General features: G+C 40.1%; 18 protein-coding genes. 12 read left to right on the top strand and 6 right to left on the bottom strand.

Going from position 1 to position 16840, the window contains the following annotated elements; translation table 11 throughout:
• From ACERCG_RS10025 to ACERCG_RS10000, 6 genes are all read right to left on the bottom strand, one after another.
• On the bottom strand, positions 1–667 hold a 667-nt coding region (locus ACERCG_RS10025; protein WP_373611920.1), incomplete at its 3' end, for a sugar kinase.
• A gap of 27 nt (positions 668–694) precedes the next feature.
• Positions 695–1540: an SDR family oxidoreductase gene (locus tag ACERCG_RS10020; protein ID WP_373611919.1), complete on the bottom strand. Its 846-nt coding sequence runs from the start codon at positions 1538–1540 to the stop codon at positions 695–697.
• 11 nt (positions 1541–1551) lie between these two features.
• Positions 1552–2823, bottom strand: coding sequence for a TRAP transporter large permease (locus ACERCG_RS10015; protein WP_373611918.1), 1272 nt, complete (start codon positions 2821–2823; stop codon positions 1552–1554).
• A gap of 11 nt (positions 2824–2834) precedes the next feature.
• Positions 2835–3305: a TRAP transporter small permease gene (locus ACERCG_RS10010; RefSeq protein ID WP_373611917.1), complete on the bottom strand. Its 471-nt coding sequence runs from the start codon at positions 3303–3305 to the stop codon at positions 2835–2837.
• A gap of 55 nt (positions 3306–3360) precedes the next feature.
• Complete coding sequence (locus tag ACERCG_RS10005) at positions 3361–4344, bottom strand: TRAP transporter substrate-binding protein (RefSeq protein ID WP_373611916.1); 984 nt, start codon at positions 4342–4344, stop codon at positions 3361–3363.
• Positions 4345–4372: 28 nt separating this feature from the next.
• A complete protein-coding gene (locus ACERCG_RS10000; RefSeq protein ID WP_373611915.1) occupies positions 4373–5398 on the bottom strand; it encodes a zinc-binding dehydrogenase in 1026 nt (341 codons plus the stop codon).
• A 162-nt stretch (positions 5399–5560) separates the two neighbouring features.
• Between ACERCG_RS10000 and ACERCG_RS09995 the strand changes: the two genes are divergently transcribed.
• From ACERCG_RS09995 to lipA, 12 genes are all read left to right on the top strand, one after another.
• Complete coding sequence (locus ACERCG_RS09995; protein ID WP_373611914.1) at positions 5561–6310, top strand: FCD domain-containing protein; 750 nt, start codon at positions 5561–5563, stop codon at positions 6308–6310.
• Positions 6311–6338: 28 nt separating this feature from the next.
• The gene (gene uxuA, locus ACERCG_RS09990; RefSeq protein WP_373611913.1) at positions 6339–7523 is read left to right on the top strand and encodes a mannonate dehydratase; all 1185 of its coding nucleotides are present in this window, start codon (positions 6339–6341) and stop codon (positions 7521–7523) included.
• Positions 7524–7581: 58 nt separating this feature from the next.
• Positions 7582–8466, top strand: coding sequence for a DMT family transporter (locus tag ACERCG_RS09985; protein ID WP_373611912.1), 885 nt, complete (start codon positions 7582–7584; stop codon positions 8464–8466).
• A 130-nt stretch (positions 8467–8596) separates the two neighbouring features.
• Positions 8597–8911 (top strand): ribosome silencing factor, encoded by a 315-nt coding sequence (gene rsfS / locus ACERCG_RS09980; RefSeq protein ID WP_373611911.1) that lies wholly within the window; start codon positions 8597–8599, stop codon positions 8909–8911.
• Between the two features lie 90 nt (positions 8912–9001).
• On the top strand, positions 9002–9469 hold the full coding sequence (rlmH, locus tag ACERCG_RS09975; RefSeq protein ID WP_373611909.1) for a 23S rRNA (pseudouridine(1915)-N(3))-methyltransferase RlmH: 468 nt from the start codon (positions 9002–9004) through the stop codon (positions 9467–9469).
• An 11-nt stretch (positions 9470–9480) separates the two neighbouring features.
• Positions 9481–11430, top strand: a complete 1950-nt coding sequence (gene mrdA / locus ACERCG_RS09970) for a penicillin-binding protein 2 (RefSeq protein ID WP_373611908.1) — start codon at positions 9481–9483, stop codon at positions 11428–11430.
• The gene (rodA, locus tag ACERCG_RS09965) at positions 11423–12550 is read left to right on the top strand and encodes a rod shape-determining protein RodA (RefSeq protein WP_373611907.1); all 1128 of its coding nucleotides are present in this window, start codon (positions 11423–11425) and stop codon (positions 12548–12550) included. Before mrdA ends, rodA begins: the two co-directional genes overlap by 8 nt.
• A gap of 105 nt (positions 12551–12655) precedes the next feature.
• Positions 12656–13234, top strand: coding sequence for a septal ring lytic transglycosylase RlpA family protein (locus ACERCG_RS09960; protein WP_373611905.1), 579 nt, complete (start codon positions 12656–12658; stop codon positions 13232–13234).
• Positions 13235–13258: 24 nt separating this feature from the next.
• Positions 13259–14437: a serine hydrolase gene (locus ACERCG_RS09955; protein ID WP_373611904.1), complete on the top strand. Its 1179-nt coding sequence runs from the start codon at positions 13259–13261 to the stop codon at positions 14435–14437.
• 154 nt (positions 14438–14591) lie between these two features.
• The gene (ybeD, locus tag ACERCG_RS09950; RefSeq protein WP_188157196.1) at positions 14592–14891 is read left to right on the top strand and encodes a DUF493 family protein YbeD; all 300 of its coding nucleotides are present in this window, start codon (positions 14592–14594) and stop codon (positions 14889–14891) included.
• Between the two features lie 119 nt (positions 14892–15010).
• Positions 15011–15664 carry a lipoyl(octanoyl) transferase LipB gene (lipB, locus tag ACERCG_RS09945; protein WP_373611903.1) on the top strand — a complete coding sequence of 218 codons (654 nt, stop codon included), beginning with the start codon at positions 15011–15013 and terminating at the stop codon, positions 15662–15664.
• A gap of 13 nt (positions 15665–15677) precedes the next feature.
• Positions 15678–16673 carry a lipoyl synthase gene (lipA, locus tag ACERCG_RS09940; protein WP_373611902.1) on the top strand — a complete coding sequence of 332 codons (996 nt, stop codon included), beginning with the start codon at positions 15678–15680 and terminating at the stop codon, positions 16671–16673.
• Positions 16674–16840: the final 167 nt, after the last annotated feature.

The following is a 16840-nucleotide window of genomic DNA, read 5'->3' as shown; positions in this document are numbered from 1 at the left end:
CGATGCCATATTGAGCAAGGCGGGTAAGGGTCGCTTGCTCGTTCGCATCGCTCCAAAGCAGATGTTCATCATCAAAGGTAACAAGGGCTAAATCGACTAAGGAAAGTAAGTTAGCATAATGCTTTTGGGCGGTCTCAGCACTTTCCCACAGTTTAGGGCGATAGTTACTGTCAAAAGCGATTTTCACTCCTTGCTTTTTCAGCTCACGAAGTTGTTCGACAAGCTGAATGCGGTCATTTTCAGGCAAAATCGCCAATGAAATACCGCTCAGATAAACCATATCCGTTTCCGCCATTGCGTGTAGAGCTTTTGGATAATCAGCGTGCTGCAACAGATGACGAGCAGCGGATTGATTTCGCCAGTAGAGGAACGTCCGCTCTCCCTGATTATCTAGCTGAATGAGATAAAGCCCCGGCTGGCGTTGTTCATCACGCAAGACAAACTCCGTATTGATATTATCCTCCTGCCACGCTTCCAACATACCTTGACTGAGTTTATCCGTACCAAGAGCAGAGATATAACGTACCTCAATCTGCTCAGGCGATGTTACCCGAGCCAGATAAGTAGCGGTATTGAGTGAATCACCGCCATAAGTTTGACGCATATTCCCAAACGGCTCACCATTTAACTCAATCATACATTCGCCGATGATGGAGAGTTTTTTCATTAAATAGCTCCTTTTCTATGAAGTGACTTACACTCCACTGTAAGCAGAGAATCCACCATCAACAGGCAATACCACACCATTTATAAAGCTGGAATAGCGGTGATCCATTAAAAATAAGATTGCTCCCACCAATTCCTCAGCCTCTCCAAAACGTCCCATAGGCGTATTAGTTAAAATTTTATTCGCACGGGCAGTAGGATTGCCCTCACTATCAAAGAGTAATCCACGATTCTGATTGCTCACTAAGAAACCTGGTGCAATCGCATTACAACGAATCCCCACTTTGGAGAAGTAAACGGCAAGCCATTGAGTAAAGTTACTAATCGCCGCTTTTGCTCCTGAATAAGCCGGAATTTTGGTTAATGGGGTGAAGGCATTCATACTTGAAATATTGACGATGTTTGCCCCCTCTTTACCAATCATATCTTTGGCGAAGACTTGAGTGGGTAGTAATGTGCCTAAGTAGTTTAGGTTGAAGACGAACTCAATACCGCCTTTATCTAGTTCAAAGAATGATTTGGTATTTTCTGGTAAATCTACTTCGTGAAATTCATTGTCGGTAGTCGCTTTCGGATTATTGCCGCCAGCTCCGTTAATTAAAATATCGCAAGTTCCGAAATCATTTGCGATGGCATCTCGAGTTGTTTTGATGCTCTCTAAATCTAAAACGTTAGTTGGATAGGCTTTGGCAATATAGCCTTCCGCACAGATCTCATCTGCAAATTTCTGAGCGGCGTCTAGATTGATATCCAACAGGGCGACCTTTGCCCCTGTTTTCGCAATTTCTTTTGCAAAATAAGCACATAACACACCGCCTGCACCAGTAATGATGACGACTTTATTCTTAAAATGATGATTTTTAGCAATAGACATAATTCGAGCTCCTAAGATAACCAATTCATTGGCACAATAACGATTTCAGGGAATAGCATTAATAAAATTAGAATAGCGGCATAAACGAGTAGGAATGGGTAAATACCTTTGGTTAATCGACCAATACCAATTTTGGCAATCCCTGAGCCGACATATAATACGGTGCCGACCGGAGGTGTAATTAAACCGATAGAGAGGTTAATTACCATCATAATACCGAAGTAGGCAATATCAATATTGTAGGCTCTGAGTAATGGTAACAAGACCGGTACAAAGATAAGTACAGCAGGAATTAAATCCATTACACAGCCCACTAATAATAGGAAAATCATAATGACAAACATTAGGATAATTGGGCTGTCAGTAATACCTTTGATAAATTCAACCAGCTCCATTGGAATTTGAGCAACCGTGACTGCAAAGGCTGAAATCATTGCTGTCGCAGCAACAAACATCACCATAGCCGTTGTTTTAATTGTGCCTAAAAAAACTTCTTGGATTTTATCTAAGGTTAAACCTTTTAAGATAATACTGATGATAGCCGCATAGATTGCTGCAACAACGCCTGCTTCAGTTGGGGTAAATATGCCGCCTCTTAATCCAACAATGATAATAATCGGTAGTAATAACGGTAAGAATGCTGCTTTAAATGCTACCCAACGTTCTTTAGCTGTCTTTTTAGGTTCGACAGTTTGCTCTTCATTACGATATAAGAATTTCCATACTAACCATAACCCCACGACCATCAACAGGCCTGGAACCATTCCGCCCATAAATAATTTGGTAATAGAAGCTCCCGCAGTGATGCCATAGACAATCATCGGAATACTTGGTGGAATAACCACAGAAATGATCCCAGCAGCACAAATCAGACCTGTTGAACGGGCAACATCGTATTTTCTAGCTACCATCATCGGAATTAAAATTGCCCCTAATGCTGCTGTGTCTGCAACCGCAGAACCAGATAGACCGGCAAAGATAAGACCAGAAATGATAACTACATAACCAAGCCCGCCTTTAATATGCCCGACCATACTCATTGCAAAATTGATAATCCGCTCAGAAATACCACCGTGTTTCATAATTTCACCGGTTAGCATAAAAAATGGGATCGCCATCAGAGGGAAATTGTTTGTTCCCATTACGAAATTTTCTGTAATGAGTTGAGCATCAAACATATCCATTTTCCACAGCATAAAACTGGCACTGAGTAACATAGATAAAGCAACGGGTACTCCTAGAAAGAGAAATAGGAATAGACTTCCAAGAAATAACCACAACATATTTATTTCTCCTATTTAACAAACGCCAAACGAATATGTTCCCATAAATTTGTAAACACTACTGCAAAATAGGAAACCGCAGAAATAATGGCTGCAAGATATAGAAAAGCGGACGAAATCCCAGTTGCAGGCATTTTTTGAGTGTAGGTCAATAACATTAGTTGGTATGCACCATATGTTATAAATGACAGGGCAACTAAGACGAGAATATCAGCAAAGAACAGCAAGTACATTTGAGCCTTAGCAGGTAATGCTGAAACAACGATATCAACAGTAAGATGCCCTCTTTCTTTGGCAACTAAAATAATGCCTAGAAAGATCATATAAACAAAGCAAATTCGGGCAAACTCTTCGGACCAAGCAATGCCAGAATCAAAAAAGTAACGTAAAATTGCATTAAAGAATACAAGGGAAATCATTGTCGATAGAGCAAGAATAGCCAAAATTTTCAGTGTTCTATCTAAAGCCGTAGAAATTTTCATAAATTTCTCCTTATTTAGGCAGTGGCCTTAATTCATAAGGCCACCAAAAGGTCGCTTATTTAGCAGCGTGGATTTTTGAAATAACATCTTTCGCCCAATCATATTTCTGATAGAAATTCTGATAAAGTGATTCAGATGCTTTTAGCATATTAGCCTTGAATTGCTCATTTGGAACAATGACCTCCTTGCCGTGTTTATGGAAATAATCTTTTACATCTTGTTCCATTTTCATCGCCAATTCCCACTCTTTTTCTTGATAGAGTTTAGCGGCTTCTAAGAAGATTTCTTGATCTTCTTTTGACATCTTATTCCACGTTTTTAAACTAAGCTGTAATAGACCTGGTGAAAAAATATGGTTTGATTCAATGATATATTTTTGAACTTCATATAAGCCAGAATCTTTAATTAACATATACGGATTTTCTTGGCCGTCTATGACTTTTTGTTCTAATGCAGTGAATACTTCACTTAAAGGCATACTTTGAGGATTGATTTGCATTGCTTTTGCCCAATCAACAAACAGAGAGTTAAGTGGGACTCTTAAACGTAATCCCTTGAATTGTTCAAAGTTTTCCACTTTTTTATTAGAAGAGATCACACGGAAGCCGTTCATACCATATGCCAGCAATTTAATGCCGTAGTTCTCCATTTTTTCACCAATTTCTTGTGCAATTGGCGATTCCAATACTTTTTTCGCCTCAGCATTATCTTTAAATAGGTATGGCCATTCCCAAACACCAAAAATAGGATTAACATTTTGTAGCAGCAAGCCTGTAATGCCACCTTCAATGGTGCCATTGCGTAAACCGTTTACAATTTGATCTTCCCCTCCCAGTTGGTTATTTGGGAAAATTCTGATCTCATAACGACCATTGGTTTTTTCTTCGATGGTCTTTTTAAAATATTCTTGTAATGCAATGTTTGATGGGTGAACATCAGAATTATAGTGCCCAATCTTAATGATGGTTTTGGCAAAAGCAGAACTAGTGAACATTAAACTGGAAATTAATAATGCTTTGGTAAAAGTTTTGAGTTTCATAGTGATTACCTCGTAGGTGAGTTAAAATTTAAAATACCGCAGTGATTTTTAAATAATCATCGGGATTGTCAGAAAGTTCTTGAATATAGTCAGGAATTTCATCAAATTTAATAACTTTACTGATAATATCGTTTGGTTCGATTTTTCTAGACGCAAGCAATTCTAACGCCTCTTCAAATTCTCCTTTGCTTGTTCTGGCTCCATAAATGTCAAGCTCTTTAAAAGTGATTAAATTTGTTGGGAGTGGGGTCTCTGCTTTTGGCCAGCCTGTTAAGGCTATACGTCCTGCAAATGACGCATATTTAAGCGTATTTTGTACCGCAATATTTGCTCCTGAGGCTTCAATCACAACCTCAGCCATTCTTCCGTGAGTGATGGTTTTAATTGCTTCAACATCATTTTCTTTTGTCGGGTTAATTATATGTGGAATACCAATTGATTTGGCGTATTCTAGCCGTTTATCCAAAATATCAATTAAGATCGGTGTCGCTCCATAAACTTTGGCAACAAGAGCAGCCATCAATCCGATAGCCCCAGCTCCAATAATGGCAACGTGTTCGCCTGATTGCACTTTTGTTCTATGGATTGCGTGCAATGAGATTGTTAAAGGCTCTGCCAAAGATAGCTCATGAACAGGCATATCGGGAGCTTTCACAATCATATGGGCAGGGTGTCTCACAATTTCTTGCATTGCCCCGTCAATGTGGACTCCCAAAACTTTTAATGTTTCACAACAATTTGTTCTACCAATTGAACAAGGATAGCAATGTCCGCAGTAGATATAAGGCTCCAAAATAACTCTGTCTCCAACCTTAATGTTATCAGGCATTCCACTTCCTGATTCTATGACTGTTCCTACAACTTCATGCCCTAAAATTCGAGGGTAAGTCACAAGAGGGTTTGTTCCTCTAAAGGCGCCAATGTCAGAACCGCAAATCCCCATTCCTTCGATTTTAACTAGAACATCATTATTACCCTTAATTGGGTAGGATACAGATTGTATGCCAACTTTTTTCGGCTCTATAAGGCATATCGATTTGATTAGTTTGCTCATAATTTACCCCTTTTTGATAAAGTTGATCGACATTTTGTGGTGTCGGTGATATTTTATGTACACATACTAACACAAAAAAATATTTTGGCATTCCAATTTTTTCTGAATTTGTGATCTCGATCACAAAAATGACATTTTGGTATTCCAATTTAGTGAGGATTTATGCAAAATAATTCTAGAACCTACACAAAGATAGGGAAAATCCTGAAAGATGAGATTTCTCAAGGCAAATACAGAGTCGGAGATAAGTTGCCTACAGAACGAGATATATCAGAGAGATTTGAAGTTAGTAGAACCATTGTAAGAGAAGCAATGGTTATGCTTGAGGTTGAAAAACTGGTTGAGGTAAAAAAGGGCTCAGGAGTATATGTCATCAAAATCCCTGAGTTCACTCAGGACGATACCAGTGATGAGTTAAGAGATGTTGGACCATTTGAATTATTACAGGCCAGACAGCTATTAGAGAGTAGCATTGCAGAATTTGCAGCACAGCAAGCGACTAAACAAGATATACAAATATTACGAAACATTCTAGAAAGTGAGAAAAAACTGCTGTTAGAAAAGATAGATGATTACACTGCTGATAAGGAGTTTCATCTTGCTCTTGCACAAATAACGGGTAACGATGTTTTGATTCAATTACAAGAACAACTCTGGAGATACCGTTTTAACAGTGCTATGTGGACACAGTTACATTCTCGTATTTTGCGACATGATCATCACCATCTATGGATTGAAGATCACGAGCGTATTTTAATTGCAGTACAAAAGAAAAATCCGGCATTAGCTCGTAAAGCAATGTGGCAGCATTTAGAAAATGTTAAAACAACATTGCTTGAACTGTCTGATGTAGAAGATCCTAAATTTGATGGATACCTATTCAATGTAAACCCAGTTGTAGTAGGTATCTAAAACCTAAACTACAAACGAGGAGTTTACTATGGAACAAGCATGGCGTTGGTATGGACCAAATGATCCTGTCTCTTTAGATGATGTAAGACAAGCGGGGGCAACAGGTATTGTGACTGCATTGCACCACATTCCAAACGGGCAGGTTTGGTCGATAGAGGAAATCAATAAGCGTAAGGCTCTGTTGGAAGAAAAAGGGCTGGTTTGGTCGGTGGTTGAGAGCGTGCCTGTTCACGAAGAAATCAAAACGCAAACGGGCAATTTCCAGCAGTGGATTGATAACTACAAGCAAACGTTGCGTAACCTTGCTGAGTGTGGCATTGATACGGTCTGCTACAATTTTATGCCTGTGCTGGATTGGACGAGAACCGATCTTGAATACAAAATGCCAGACGGCTCAAAAGCCCTGCGTTTTGACCAAGTTGCCTTTGCTGCCTTTGAGCTTTATATCTTAAAACGCCCAGGAGCCGAAGAGACCTATTCAGCGGCGGAGCGAGAAGAAGCGAAGGCTTATTTTGATAAGATGAGTGAAGCCGATATTACGAAACTCACGAAAAACATTATTGCCGGTTTACCGGGGTCGGAAGAGGGTTATACGCTCGAAGAATTCCAAGCTCAGCTTGATCGCTATAAAGGCATTTCTGCTGAGAAATTCCGCACTCACTTAGCCTATTTCTTAAATGAAATTGTGCCGGTGGCTCAGGAAGTGGGTATTCGTATGGCAATTCACCCTGACGATCCACCACGCCCGATTTTAGGCTTGCCACGCATTGTTTCAACTATTGAAGATATGCAATGGTTTGTGGAAACTCAACCGCTTGCAGCCAATGGTTTTACGTTCTGTACAGGTTCATACGGTGTGTTGGCGGAGAACGATTTAGTCAAAATGGCAGAAACTTTTGCTGATCGTATTTACTTTACCCATTTGCGTGCCACACAGCGTGAAGACAATCCAAAAAGTTTCCACGAAGCCGATCACTTAGCGGGTGATGTGGATATGTTCGGGGTGGTTAAAGTGATTTTAGCTGAAGAACATCGCCGTAAGGCCAATGGCGATCACCGCTTAATTCCAATGCGTCCTGATCACGGTCATCAAATGTTAGATGACCTCAAGAAAAAGACCAATCCGGGCTACTCTGCGATTGGGCGTTTAAGAGGTTTGGCGGAAATTCGTGGTTTAGAATTAGCATTGAAAAGAGTTTATTTTAATGACTAAACTTTGTTGATCTAAAGGTTCTCTTTATTGAGAGAACCTTTTTCATTAGACGAAAAATATGTTTAAAAAACACTTCGGAGAAATAATCCTTTTCCTCGTAACTTTCATCGCAGCTTCAGGTTGGTTTTTCTCTAAAAATGCGTTAGCTGGCTTTCCGCCTATTGGTTTTATGGGAGTTCGTTTCCTTTTCGCGGCTGTGATTATGTTGCCATTTTCTTATAAGCAACTAAAAACACTCAATAAAACTCAATTCAAATATTCTGCTATTACTGGCGGAACTTATGGTATTTATATTATTTGCTGGGTGTTAGGGCTGGCGTTTAGCACGGTTTTTGGTGAAGGGGCATTTTTAGTTAGTCTTGCAATGCTTATTGCTCCTTTATTGTCTTGGATTATCTTTAAACACACACCTGCCAAAATATTTTGGATTGCGTTACCCATTGCCTTAGCTGGGCTTTATTGCCTTTCTATAGATAAAGACATATTCCGCTTTTCATTAGGCAGTTCCATTTTTCTCCTTTCTTCATTATCAGGTGCTTTGTATTTTGTGTTGAATAACCAATATGCGAAGCAAGTGAAATTATTGTCTTTAACGACGGTTCAACTGGCAATGGTAGGGATTATTTGCAGTATTTATTCTTTAATAATGGAAACTTGGACTTTCCCTATTCCCAATAGCGTTTGGATATGGTTTTTTGCTAGTGTACTCATTTCTACCAATTTGCGTTTTTTACTACAAACCATCGGGCAGAAGCATTGCCAGATTGCAACTTCATCACTCATTATGTTACTTGAACCGGTCTGGACATTATTGCTGAGCATTATAATTTTGGGAGAACAACTCAGTGCTATAAAATGGTTAGGCTGTAGTCTAATTTTAGGTGCTTTGATTATTTATCGATTACCTGTTATTTGGACAAGAAGAAAATCATTTAGCAGATGAACCTTACTCTTTAATAAGACAACAAGCGGTCATTTTTGCAAAAAATCTCGCAAAAATGACCGCTTGTTGTCTTATATCTTTCCAATCTATGTTAAAATTCCACGTTTTTATGATATGAGAGATAAATAAAGTGGAACAAAATTTAGTCGAATTTTTAACAAAAACCTTAGATGATTTAAAGGCAAAAGATATTCTAGCCATTGATGTGAAAGGTAAATCAAGCATTACGGATACAATGATTTTAGCGACAGGAACATCAAGTCGCCACGTTGCTTCAACAGCAGATCGTTTGATTAGTGAAGCGAAACAAGCGGGTTTTGAAGTGTTTGGCGATGAAGGTAAAGCAGTGGCAGATTGGATTGTGGTGGATTTCGGGCAAGCGATTGTTCACTTACTGCAAGAAGAGAGCCGTGAGATCTATCAATTAGAGAAACTTTGGGCGTAATTCTTGTTTAAATCACACTGCAAGCGGTTATTTTTGGTTGGTTTTTTGCAAATTTCTCGAAAAATGTAACCGCTTGCGAGCATCAGAAAAATGAAAATTCAATTAATTGCAGTTGGCACAAAAATGCCGGCTTGGGTAACAACGGGGTTTGAAGAGTATCAACGCCGTTTTCCGAAAGATATGTCCTTTGAACTCATTGAAATCCCCGCAGGAAAGCGAGGCAAGAATGCCGATACCAAACGCATTTTAGAGCTTGAAGGCAAAGCAATGTTGGCGGCGGCAGGAAAAGCAAAAATTGTTACTTTAGATATTCCGGGTAAGGCTTGGACAACCGAGCAGTTAGCTTCCCAGCTAGAAGGTTGGAAAAACGATGGGCGAGATGTTGCTTTGTTAATTGGCGGCCCGGAAGGATTATCCCCTGAGTGCAAAGCAGCTGCGGAGCAGAGTTGGTCGTTATCGCCTTTAACATTACCACACCCGCTTGTGCGTGTGGTGGTGGCAGAAAGTTTGTATCGGGCGTGGTCAGTAACCATTAATCACCCCTATCATCGAGAATAGTTATTAGAGATATGTTTGGCAAATTAGCAAAATTTACTTCATCAAATCAGCGAGAAAAGGTACGAGACGGGCAGGCAGAAAGCAATCTGTATGCCCGCCGTGCCTTAGTTGCGTTTGTGGGGGTGCTTGCCTTAACGGGCGTGTTGTTAGCTAATCTGTATCATTTACAAGTGGTTAATTATGATGACTACCAAACACGCTCAAATGGCAACCGTATTAAATTATTACCAGTGCCACCAGCTCGAGGCTTAATTTATGACCGTAATGGCAAAGTATTAGCAGAAAATCTGACCTATTTTGGGCTGTTTATCGTGCCGGAAAAAACAGAGAATATTGAGCAGACATTGGAAGAACTCAAGGAAGTGGTTGGGCTAACAGACGAAGATATCGAGAACTACAATAAAGAGAAAAAACGTACCTCTCGTTATACGCCGATTATGCTCAAAGGTAACTTGAATGAAACCCAAATGGCACGTTTTGCGGTAAACCAGTATCGTTTTCCAAGTTTAGATGTGCAGGCATATTACAAGCGTAATTATCCTTATGGTGAATTATTAACCCATATTATCGGTTATGTAGCGAAAATTAACGAAAATGATAAGAAAAAGCTGCAAGAAGAAGGGAAATTCGGTAATTATGCAGGTTCGCACGATATGGGAAAACTCGGTATTGAGAAATTCTACGAAGACCAGTTACACGGTGTAACAGGTTTTGAGGAAGTAGAAATTAACAATCGAGGTAAAGTAATCCGTAAATTGCGTGACCAACCGGGTATTGCTGGCAGTAGCATTCGCTTAAGTATTGATGTGGAATTGCAACAATATGTGATGTCATTAATTTCCGATCATAAAGGTGCGGTTGTAGTGCTAGATCCTCGTGATAGCAGCATTTTGGCGATGGTGTCTAACCCAAGTTATGACAATAATTTATTTGTTGGCGGCATTTCAAGTAAAGATTACAAAGCCTTGCTTGATGACCCAGACAGACCGCTTTATAGCCGTGTAACACAAGGGACTTATCCACCAGCATCGACTATCAAAGCATTTATGGCGGTAGCTGGTTTGGAAGAGGGGCTGATTACGCCAACCACCACGATCTCTGATCCCGGCTATTGGATTTTACCCGGCACAACTCAACGCTATCGAGATTGGAAACGCAGTGGACACGGTGCAACCAATGTGAACAAAGCCATTACTGAATCGTCAGATACTTTCTTCTATCAGTTAGCCTATAAAATGGGGATTGATAAAATGTCGGATTGGATGAAGAAATTCGGCTTTGGGGTAAAAACAGGTATTGATATTTTTGAAGAGTCGGCAGGCATAATGCCAACCCGTGAATGGAAGCAAAAACGCTATAAAAAACCTTGGGTGCAAGGCGATACCATTCCGGTTGGAATTGGGCAAGGTTATTGGATTTCAACCCCATTGCAGCTAGCAAAAGCAACCGCAGTGTTAATTAATAATGGACGAGTGAACACCCCCCATTTAATGCTTGAAGTACAAAGCAGTAATTCCGTTACGCCTTATAAAGACCCATTACTCTACGAGGATATTAAAGGTGTGCCGGATTCTTACTGGAACTTAGCAAAACTTGGAATGTATAACGTAAACCACGCTTCAAACGGCACAGCTCGCAAAGTGTTTGCAAGTGCATTTTACCACTCAGCAGGGAAAACAGGAACAGCCCAGGTGTTCAACCTAAATGGTAAAAACTACGACAAGAATGCAATTAAAAAAGAGTTGCACGATCACGCTTGGTATATCGGCTACGCACCTTATGAGAATCCGCAAATGGTGGTGGCGTTAATTTTAGAAAACGCCGGCGGAGGCGGTAGTGCAGCTGCGCCTGTTGCCCGAAAAATTATGGATTATGTGTTAAGAAAGGGCGTTGATGCAAAAACGGATTTGCAAAATGCAGAACAAAATAGACCGCTTGTAACAGAGGAAAATAATGAATAACAGAGTTAAAAAACTTTTTTGGAAGATTTTTTCGCTCGATCTTCTTTTATTAATCGGGTTATTAGCGGTTACGGGCTACGGTTTATTGGTACTGTACAGTGCAAGTGGAGGAAGCGAGAAAATGTTTACTAACCGAGTGGTGCAGGTCTCACTTGGTTTGGGCTTAATGCTTGTAATGGCAATGTTTCCACCACGTTTTTATCAAAAAGTGTCGCCTTATTTGTATGTTTTTTGCTTAATATTATTGATTTTGGTGGACTTAGTTGGCGAAACCAGTAAAGGGGCTCAGCGTTGGTTAAATTTAGGCTTTGTTCGCTTTCAGCCTTCTGAAATTGCGAAGCTTGCCGTGCCGTTAATGGTTGCCACTTATTTAAGTAAGCGACCACTTCCGCCAAGCTTTAAAGATACCTTTATCGCTCTAGCAATTATTATTGTGCCAACCCTATTAGTGGCGATTCAGCCTGACTTAGGTACTTCTATTTTGGTTTGTTCGGCAGGGCTTTTTGTGCTGTTTTTAGCAGGACTGAGCTGGAAATTGATTGGTGCTGGCGTGGTGTTTTTGGCAGGCTTTATTCCGATAATGTGGTTTTTCTTGATGCACGATTACCAAAAAACAAGGGTAATGACGCTCATTGACCCCGATAAAGACCCGCTCGGGGCAGGCTATCATATTATTCAATCGAAAATTGCAATAGGCTCCGGTGGTATTAACGGTAAAGGTTGGATGGAAGGCACGCAATCGCAACTGGAATTTTTGCCTGAACCGCACACTGATTTTATTTTTGCCGTTTTAAGTGAAGAACATGGTATGATAGGCATCTTGATTTTGCTGGCTATCTATCTGTTTATTATTGCCAGAGGCTTAATGATTGGCACAAAATCAGATTCCGCCTTTGGGCGTATATTATCGGGCGGTACAGCCCTATTGTTCTTTGTTTACGTTTTTGTAAATATTGGAATGGTAAGTGGTATTTTACCCGTAGTCGGTGTACCATTACCGCTCTTTAGCTATGGTGGAACATCTTATGTTACTCTGATGGCTGCGTTTGGCTTGATGATGTCTACCTATGTGCATCGTAAACGTACAGGGAGTAATAACCCTTACGACAAGCTGAAATAAATAGGGTATCAACGCCCTGAACTTTTGCTTTTTTGTGGTATCAAAAAGCAGTGAAACTATCATCGTTACAAACAATAGCGACATCCACATAGAGGAAAAACTTATATGAGATTAGGTAAAATTGTAACCCTGTTGTTAGCTGGACTTCTGACTTTTAGTTCATTAAATTCTTTGGCTGCGACAAAGAATACAAAGGCTAAGTCGAGTATCTCAACAAAGAAGCAAACAGCTTCTAAAGCAATAAAAAAGACGGCAAAAACTGCCAAAAAAGTAACGGCTAAAGCCGTAAAAAAAGAGACAGCAGCGATTAAAAAACAATCGCCAAAGAATCTCCATAAACAGGTTACCAGTAAACATTTTCAAACAGGTGTAGCGAGCTATTATGCGAATAAATTTAATGGACGCCGCACAGCAAACGGGGAAATCTTTAGCAATGCAAAATTAACAGCAGCACATAAAACATTACCTTTTGGTACATTAATTGAAGTAACCAATATACGTAATGGGCGTTCTGTTATTGTGCGTGTAAATGATAGAGGTCCGTATGCTCACGCTAGAGTAGTGGATTTATCTTCTGCAGCAGCTAAAAAAATTGGTATGCACCATTCAGGTATAGCTAAAGTGAAGATTGCAGTAGTAAATAAAAATGCAAATTTAACCAAAGACCTTTATGCTCTGTATTAATTGAAGAGGAATTTAGACGAATTTATGAAAAAAACATTAGTGAAAGCCATCAGTGTTGTTAGCCTTGCAGTATCAAGCATTGCTTACGCTGATTTGAATACAGACTTTAACCTACAAGCTCCACAAATTAATGCACAAACTTATATTTTGATGGATTATAATTCTGGAGAAGTATTAGCGAGCTTAAACCCTGACCAACGCCAATACCCTGCATCATTGACAAAAATGATGACGAGCTATGTAGTGGGCGAAGCATTAAGGGAAGGGAAGATCAGCAATAGCGATATGGTTACAGTAACGGAAAACTCTTGGGCACAAAAGTTTCCAGGTTCGTCATTAATGTTCTTAGAGTTGAACACGAAAGTATCTGTTGCAGATCTAATGAAAGGCTTGATTATCGTATCAGGTAATGACGCTTCTGTAGCGCTTGCTGAACATGTTTCTGGTTCAGAAGCCGCATTCATTAATGAAATGAACAAATATGTACAGCAGTTCGGGTTGAAAAACACGCATTTTACGACGGTACACGGCTTAGACCACCCGGAGCAATATTCTTCAGCTCGTGATATGGCAATCATTGGGGCTCATATTATACGTGACCACCCAGAAGAGTACAAAATTCACGCAGAAAAAGAGTTTCAATATAATATTAAAAAACCACAACCAAACCGTAACGGTTTATTGTGGGATAAAACCATTCAAGTTGATGGCTTGAAAACAGGTCATACAAATAAAGCAGGTTATAACTTGGTCGCTTCGGCGGTTAATCCAAATACCCGTTTGATTTCGGTGGTAATGGGCGTACCAACTTACAAAGGTCGTGAAGTTGAAAGTAAGAAATTACTCCAATGGGGATTTGCTAACTTTGAAACCATCAAATCACTCCCAGCTGCACAATCTGTTGCAGAGCAAAGCGTTTATTATGGTGAAGTGAATAAAGTACAGTTAGGGTCGATGCAAGATAGCTTTGTCACTATTCCAAAAGGTAGAGCAGCAGACTTAAAAGCACGTTATGAGTTAGAGAAGAAAAACCTCGAAGCCCCTTTAGCAAAAGGGCAAGTAGTGGGTAAAATGATTTACCAATTAGACGGTAAAGATGTGGCAAGCACTAACTTACAAGCCTTACAAGATGTGCCTGAAGCCGGTATTTTCGGCAAAGCGTGGGATTGGATTGCTTTAACAGTGAAGAGCCTTTTTGACTAATCTTGTAATTTAGTATTTTATCCCCATTTTAGGTGGAGCAGATCAAGCGGTGTGATTTTGCAAAAAATTTGCAAAATTTCACCGCTTACCGTTTTAGATTAGTATATAGAAAATATAGGGGCGAAAAATCTTTCGCCCGAAGAAGGAGAAAAAAATGTCTCAATCAAAAGCAATTAACTTACAAGATTTACCACAAGCTAAATTAAAAGATTTATTAGAGTTTCCGTGTAATTTCACCTTCAAAGTAGTAGGGGCGAACCGTGAAAATTTAGTTGATGATGTGGTGGTTGTTACCCAAAAATATGCCAAAGGCGATTACAACCCTCGTGAGCAAAAAAGTTCTAAAGGAACTTACAACTCTGTTTCTATTGATATTATTGCGGAAAATATCGAACAGGTAGAAACGCTCTACACAGAACTCGCTAAAATTAATGGCGTGAGAATGGTGTTGTAACCTAATTCTTTTAGATACAGGCGGAATAATATTGACGTAGGGGCGGGTCCAGTGTCCGCCCGAATATCAGCGGATAGGCGTAGGTTCCCTCCTACAATAATTTGGAATTTGTATAAAAAATGAAATTAATTATTCGCCAGCTCGGCATTCAACCTTACGAAGATGTATGGCATCAAATGCAATCTTTCACAGATCATCGTGATGAAAATACCGATGATGAAATTTGGCTGGTTCAGCACCCTGCTGTGTTTACGCAAGGCTCTGCGGGTAAGCCCGAACATCTGCTTAATCCAACGAATATTCCTGTAGTGCAAAGCGATCGTGGAGGTCAAATTACTTATCACGGCGAAGGGCAGCAGATTATGTATGTGCTGATTAATATCAAACGGCTGAAATCTCAAGGTAGAGAGGTGTCGGTGCGAGATTTGGTAACAACCCTTGAGCAAACGGTAGTGAGAACGCTTGCTGATTATGGCATTGAGAGCTACCCAAAAGCAGATGCACCGGGTGTTTATGTGAATGAGCGGAAAATCTGCTCACTCGGTTTACGCATTCGTAAAGGCTGCTCTTTTCACGGCTTGGCACTGAATATCAATATGGATTTAACGCCATTTAGAAACATTAACCCGTGCGGTTATGCAGGGCTTGAAATGTGCCAGTTAAGTGAATTAATCAATCAAAACGATTTAGATTGCTCGGACATTTCGCCTAAATTAGTCGAGCACTTTAGTGCGATTTTGGACTATAATGATAAACAATTTATTAACAACTAGGATATAGATTTTAATGGTTACGGCTACAGCTCAAGTTTCGGCAAAAAAAATGAGCCCTTTTAAAATGGAAAAAGGGGTGAAATATCGTGATGCCGCTAAAACCTCAGTAATTCAAGTTAGAAATATCGATCCAGACCAAGAACTACTTAAAAAACCGGAATGGATGAAGATCAAGCTGCCGGCAAACTCGGCAAAAATTGATAGCATTAAAAATGGTATGCGCCGCCACGGTTTACATTCAGTGTGTGAAGAGGCTTCTTGCCCAAACTTACACGAATGTTTTAATCACGGCACGGCAACCTTTATGATTATGGGGGCAATTTGCACCCGCCGTTGTCCGTTCTGTGATGTGGCACACGGCAAACCACTTCCGCTTGATCCTGAAGAACCACGCAAAGTAGCAGAAACCGTTCAGGATATGAAACTCAAATATGTGGTAATTACCTCTGTGGATCGTGATGATTTGCCGGACCGTGGTGCCGCCCATTTCTCGGCAACAGTGCGTGAAATCAAAGCCTTAAATCCAAATTGCAAAGTGGAAATTCTTGTGCCGGACTTTCGTGGACGTGTGGAACAAGCGGTCGCTATTTTAAAAGAAAATCCACCTGATGTGTTTAACCACAATTTAGAGAATGTACCACGTTTATATCGTGAAGTTCGCCCGGGTGCGGATTATCAATGGTCGCTGACATTGCTTAAAACCTTCAAAGAAGAATTTCCGGATATTCCAACTAAATCAGGCTTAATGGTAGGGCTTGGTGAAACGAACGAAGAAATTTTAGAAGTAATGCAAGACTTACGTGATCACGGTGTAACAATGCTGACTATCGGTCAATATTTACAACCAAGCCGCCACCACTTAAAAGTAGAACGCTATGTGCCACCGGCGGAGTTTGATATGTTCCGTGAAGAGGCCGAAAAAATGGGCTTTGAACACGCAGCTTGCGGACCGTTTGTCCGGTCTTCTTACCACGCTGACTTACAAGCGAAAGGTGAGTTAGTTAAATAAATTTCGAATATTAAACAAAAGGGAGAGCAAGTCTGTTCTCCCTTTTTATTTGCAAAAATTCAGCTGAAAAGAACCGCTTGTAACTTCTTCTGATTTATCCCTCCAAAAGAGATAAGATAGTATAAATCTGTTGTTGCGAATTATTTTCATTGACTATTTGTTATAGA

It is taken from the genome of Mannheimia sp. E30BD (assembly GCF_041807785.1).
In the GTDB taxonomy this organism is placed as follows: domain Bacteria; phylum Pseudomonadota; class Gammaproteobacteria; order Enterobacterales; family Pasteurellaceae; genus Mannheimia.
The sequence above is the reverse complement of the archived record's forward strand: the minus strand, read 5'-3'. Positions and strand labels throughout refer to the sequence as shown.